Consider the following 5,484-nt stretch of genomic DNA (forward strand, 5'->3'; position numbering starts at 1 on the left):
CGAGGACCCGCCGCCGCCCCGCCGAGGGCAGCACCTCCACGCCGAACGTACGCTCCCGGGGCCCCACGCCCTCCGCGATCGCCGCCGCCACCGACGTCCCCCACACGGGAACCAGCACCACGGCCCGCGCGGACGGCCCCGCGCCCCGCTCGACCCGGACCCCCGCCGCCTCCAGGGACCCGGACAGGACCTCCTCGTACGCGGCGGCCCCCGGCCGCCCGCCCGGGACCAGGAACACCGGGCGCTCCGCGTCCCCGGTGACCGGGCTCTCCGGCGCGGGGCCCGAGACCCCGTCGCCGTACCCGTACCAGCCCCGGCCCGTCTTGCGCCCGTGCAGCCCCGCCACCACCCGGTTCGGGGTCAGGAAGGACGGGCGCAGCCGGTCCTCGTACCGGAAGCCCTCCCAGATCGAGTCGATCACCGCGGCCGTCACGTCGAGACCGGTCAGGTCCATCAGCTCGAAGGGACCCATCCGCAGCCCCAGCACGTCCCGGGCGATCCGGTCGATCTCCGCCGGGTCCGCCACCGACTCCTCCAGCAGCGCGAGCGCCTCGGTCACCAGCCCCCGCCCGGCGTGGTTGACCAGGAAGCCGGGGGTGTCGGCGACGGTCACCGCCCGGTGCCCGCAGCCCTCCACCAGCTCGGTCAGCAGGGCCGGCAGCTCCGGGCGGGTGGCCGCGCCCGGCACCACCTCGACGATCCTCATCAGCGGCACCGGGTTGAAGAAGTGCAGCCCGGCCAGGCGCGAGGGGTCCTGAAGCGTCGCGGCGATCCGGGTGACCGACAGGGAGGAGGTGTTGGTGGCGAAGACGACGGAGGAGGGCAGCGCACGCTCCAGCTTCCCGAACACCTCGGCCTTGGTCGCCAGGTCCTCCCGTACGGCCTCGATCACCAGCTCCACCTCCGGGCCCGCGGCCCACGGCTCGGCGAGCGGCACCAGCCGGGCCACGGCCCCGTCCCGCTCGGCGGCCGCCATCCGGCCCTTGGCGACGGCCCGGTCCAGCATCGAGGCGACGAAGTCCAGGGCGTCCGTCACCGCCTCGGGCCGTACGTCCCCGAGCTCGACGGTGTGTCCGGCGCTCGCCGCCCACTGGGCGATGCCGCGGCCCATGGCCCCGGCTCCGACGATCCTGATACGCATGGCGGTGGAAGCCCTTTCAGCGGAGGTGAGCAGGTGAGCAGGTGAGCACGGCGGTACGGACGGCGGCACACACGGTGCGTCAGCGGAGGTAGACACGGTCGGGGTCGACATCCTCCCGCAGGAGCCGCAGCTCCGCGGGGGTGGGCGGCGCCGTCGTCGCCACCGTTCCCGCCGTTCTCAGATCCCAGCCGGTCGCGGCCCGCACCTGTTCGACGGTGACCCCGGGATGCACGGCGGCCAGCCGCAGTTCGTCGCCGACACCCTCCCTGGCGAGGACGCCGAGTTCGGTGACGACCCGCGTGACGCCGACGCCCAGCGGACGGATCCCGTCCGCCAGCGCCCGGTCCGGGCCCGGCGTGGTGCAGAAGTCGAGGGCCCCGGCGAAGGAACGCGGCGTGTGGCGGCGCATCACCACGAAGACCTCCCGGGCGTTCGCCATCACCTCGACCGCGCCACCGGAACCCGGCAGCCGCACAGACGGGCGGTCCCAGTCCCCGATGACCGAGGTGTTGAGGCTGCCCCACCGGTCGATCTGCGCGGCCCCCAGGAATCCCACGTCGATGTGCCCGCCCTGGAGCACCGAGCCGAACAGGGTGGGCATCGACACCACCGCTTCGGACCCGGTGATCAGGACGGCGTCCGCGATGGTCTCCGGCAAGTGGGAGGGGTGCGCCCCGCAGACTCCGGACTCGTACACCACCTCGATGCCCGGCGCGACGGTCAGCCGCGCCAGCTCGGTCGCCGGCGTCGGCAGCCCGATGCCCGCGAACACCGTGCGGCGTCCGGCCAGTTCACGCGAGGCGACGACCGACAGCAGCTCGGAGGAGGTGACGGGCCCTCCCGTCACGTCCTGCCCGCTCACAGCCGCCGCCCGTAGTTCACCGGCTCGCTCAGGGCCTCGCCGACCGCGAGCCCGGCCCAGAACCGCTCGCCCTGCTTCGTCACGTACTCCGTGTGGTCGGCGGTGCCGTACACCCACTCCTCCAACCACTCCCGCAGCCGCACCGGGTCCTTGCTGATCGCGGACCAGGACCGGTAGAAGGCGTTGTCCCGGTCGTAGTAGCCCTGCGCGAACGAGGGGTGCGCCCCGCGCGGGCAGACCACCACGGCGTCGACCGCGTGCGCCGGGATCAGCGTGCGGTTCGGGTCCGAGCGGACCACCTCGTCCGCTACCAGCTCCTCCACCACCACGATCGCCCGGTCCGCCGCGTACACCGCCTCGGCCTGCACACCGGTCAGGCCCCAGATCTGGGTGTTGCCCCGGCGGTCGGCGCGCTGCGCGTGGACGATCGTCACGTCCGGATTGACCGGTGGCACCACGTAGATCTGCTCGGGGGCCTGCCCGTCCGGCCCGGGATAGGGCGATGTCACCTTGCGGATACCCGGGTTGACCGCGGGCAGGTCGCTGCCGCCGTACGAGCGCAGCGGATAGAACGGCAGCCGCTGCGCACCGGCGAGATACCGGCACACCATCCCGTAATGGCTGTACTCCTCGAACGCCAGCGGCTCCGGATCGGACCGCTCGATCCGCCGCCGCAGCTCACCGAGCGAACCGGCGGAGGAGTTGCCCACGAACGACGAGACCAGCCGGGCGACACAGCCGGCCGCCAGCATCTGGTCCACCACGATGTCCGCCGTCATCCGTACGAGCGTGAGCCCGCGCCTGCCCTGTCGGATGATCTCGTGGCCCGCGGCGGTCGGGATGAGATGGGTGAACCCTTCGAGGCTCACGGTGTCCCCGTCGTGCACGAAGCGTGCGACGGCCTCCCGCAGCGAGGTGACCTTGTCCGCCGCCCCGCCGGCGGTCGTCGTCCGTTCCACAGCGCTCCCCAGCGTCGGCGTACAGGTCGCCCCACCGTGCCAGGGGCCATTGATCGGTGTCCAATACCGAATTAGGGTCGGATTGAGACGCGCGAGGTCTGGGACGATGAAGCGGTACGCGTCGTGGCACGAGCGCCGCAAGGAGCGCACGAGCGGTACAGCAAGGAACGTCAGGGCAGTACCGCAAGGAACACCGTGAGGGGGACCCGCATGGAACTGCGCCACCTGAAGGCGTTCCTCGCCGTCGCCGAGGAGCTGCACTTCGGCCGGGCCGCCAAACGCCTCCAGATGGCACAGCCACCCCTGAGCCAGCAGGTCCGGCAGCTGGAGAGGGAACTCGGCGTCCAGCTGTTCCGCCGCAACACGCGCTCCGTCCGGCTCACCGGCGCGGGAGAGACCTTCCTCGACCCCGTACGGACCGTCCTCGACGACCTCGACACCGCCGTCCGGGCCGCCCGCTCGGCGGGCCGGGGCGAGTACGGCCGGGTGACCATCGGCTTCGCCGGAGCCTCCAGCCACGAGACGCTGCCCCGCCTCACCCGCGCCGTGCGCGCCGCACACCCCGGCCTCGAACTGGTCATGACCGGCCAGACGTACGCCAACGTGGCGCTGGCCCGGGTCGCCGACGGCTCCCTCGACCTGGGCTTCGTCCGGCTGCCCGTGACCCGGCCCGGAGTGGACCACCGGGTGATCGACGAGGAGGAGCTGGTGTGCGCCCTCCCGTTCGACCACCCGCTCGCCCGGCACGAGGCGGTGCCGCTCGGCGACCTGGCGGACGAACCGTTCGTCTCCTTCCCCGCCAACACCGGCTCCACCGTGCGCGACGCCATGACCGAGGCCTGCGAGAGCGCCGGGTTCACCCCGCGTGTCGTCCAGGAGGCCCCCGACTCGTACACGATCATGGCGCTCGTCGCCGCCGGGGTCGGCGTCACCCTCACCGTCACCTCCGTGCGGCACATCCAGCAGAGCGGGCTGGTCTACCGGCCCCTCACCGGACCGCCCATCCGCCGTCAGGCGGCCCTCGCCTGGCGTGCCGACAACCCCTCCGCCGCCCTGCACGCCGTGCTCGCCGTCGCCCGGGAGGCTTTGCCGACCCCCGTACGCGGAACGGGCGGAGGACCGATTGAGACGCCGGGCCTCTGAAATGGGGGCACATCCGGTATTGGACCCGCTCAGTCACCGGATGCGAAGGTCACCCCACCGCCCGCGCCCCGCCCGTCACCCTGGTCGCCCTGAAGGAAAGGCCCCGCCGTGCCGCTCGACGTCGTCATCTGCGAACCCCTGCGCACCCCCATCGGCCGGTTCGGCGGGGTCTTCGCCCAGCAGACCCCGGCCGCGCTGGCCGCACGCGTCATCGCGGAGATCGTCGCCCGCACCGGCATCGACCCCGCCCGGGTCGACGAGGTGATCCTCGGCCACGCCTACCCGACCAGTGAGGCGCCCGCCATCGGCCGGGTGGCCGCCCTGGACGCCGGGCTGCCCACCACGGTCACCGGCTCCCAGATCGACCGCCGCTGCGGCTCCGGGCTCCAGGCGGTGCTGGACGCGGCGATGCAGATCCGCGCCGGATTCAGCGACGTCGTGATCGCCGGCGGCGTCGACGTGATGAGCGCCGCCCCCTACTACACCCACGACGGACGCTGGGGCATCAAGGGCCCCGGCCTCCAGCTCCACGACGCACTCGCCCGGGGCCGCGTCACCGCCGGAGGCGTCAACCACCCGGTCCCCGGCGGCATGGTCGAGACGGCGGAGAACCTGCGCCGGGAGTACGGGATCAGCCGCGCCGACCAGGACGCCCTCGCCCTGCGGTCCCAGCGGAGGGCGGCCCGCGCCGCGGCCGAAGGCCGCTACGACGCGGAGACCGTCCCCGTGACCGTACGCACCCGCGAGGGCGGGACGACCGTCACCGCCGACGAGCACCCCCGCCCCGACACCACCGCGGAACAACTCGCCGCGCTCCGGCCGGTGATGGCGAAGTCCGATCCGGACGCCACGGTCACCGCGGGCAATGCCAGCGGCCAGAACGACGCGGCCGCCGCCTGTTTGGTCACCAGCGCCGCAACCGCCGAACGCCTCGGCCTCGTCCCGCTGGTCCGCCTCGTCTCCTGCGCCCGCGTCGGGGTCCCCGCCGCGACGATGGGCATCGCCCCCGTCGCCGCCACCCGCACCGCCCTCGACCGGGCGGGCCTCGCCCTCGCCGACCTCGACCTGATCGAGCTGAACGAGGCGTTCGCCGTCCAGGTTCTGGCCTGCACCAGGGAGTTGGGCCTCGGCGAGATGGACCACGACCAGCGGATCAACGTCAACGGTTCGGGCATCTCACTGGGCCACCCGGTCGGAGCCACCGGAGCCCGCATCCTCGCCACCCTCACCCGCGAACTGCACCGCCGCGAGGGCCGGTTCGGCCTGGAGACGATGTGCGTCGGCGGCGGCCAGGGTCTCGCCGCGGTCTTCGAACGCATCGCGGACTGACCGCGGTTCGCGCCCAACCGCAACCCCCTACCCCCACCCCTACCCCTACC

The 5,484-nt window shown here is 73.4% G+C and carries 5 protein-coding genes; 2 read left to right on the forward strand and 3 right to left on the reverse strand.

The genetic code is table 11. The features are described 5' to 3' along the window. From CR470_RS35310 to CR470_RS35320, 3 genes are all read right to left on the reverse strand, one after another. On the reverse strand, positions 1–1,141 hold a 1,141-nt coding region (locus CR470_RS35310), incomplete at its 3' end, for a 3-hydroxyacyl-CoA dehydrogenase NAD-binding domain-containing protein (protein WP_097871619.1). 79 nt (positions 1,142–1,220) lie between these two features. Further along, positions 1,221–2,003, reverse strand: coding sequence for a CoA-transferase subunit beta (locus CR470_RS35315; RefSeq protein ID WP_097871610.1), 783 nt, complete (start codon positions 2,001–2,003; stop codon positions 1,221–1,223). Continuing rightward, positions 2,000–2,962 (reverse strand): CoA transferase subunit A, encoded by a 963-nt coding sequence (locus tag CR470_RS35320; protein ID WP_097871612.1) that lies wholly within the window; start codon positions 2,960–2,962, stop codon positions 2,000–2,002. Before CR470_RS35320 ends, CR470_RS35315 begins: the two co-directional genes overlap by 4 nt. 210 nt (positions 2,963–3,172) lie before the next feature. Between CR470_RS35320 and CR470_RS35325 the strand changes: the two genes are divergently transcribed. After that, positions 3,173–4,105, forward strand: a complete 933-nt coding sequence (locus CR470_RS35325) for a LysR family transcriptional regulator (protein ID WP_097871614.1) — start codon at positions 3,173–3,175, stop codon at positions 4,103–4,105. A gap of 108 nt (positions 4,106–4,213) precedes the next feature. Beyond that, on the forward strand, positions 4,214–5,434 hold the full coding sequence (locus tag CR470_RS35330; protein ID WP_097871617.1) for an acetyl-CoA C-acetyltransferase: 1,221 nt from the start codon (positions 4,214–4,216) through the stop codon (positions 5,432–5,434). Positions 5,435–5,484 lie beyond the last annotated feature (50 nt).

Origin of the sequence: Streptomyces sp. rh34 (assembly GCF_002551245.1) — a bacterium.
Classification (GTDB): Bacteria; Actinomycetota; Actinomycetes; order Streptomycetales; family Streptomycetaceae; genus Streptomyces.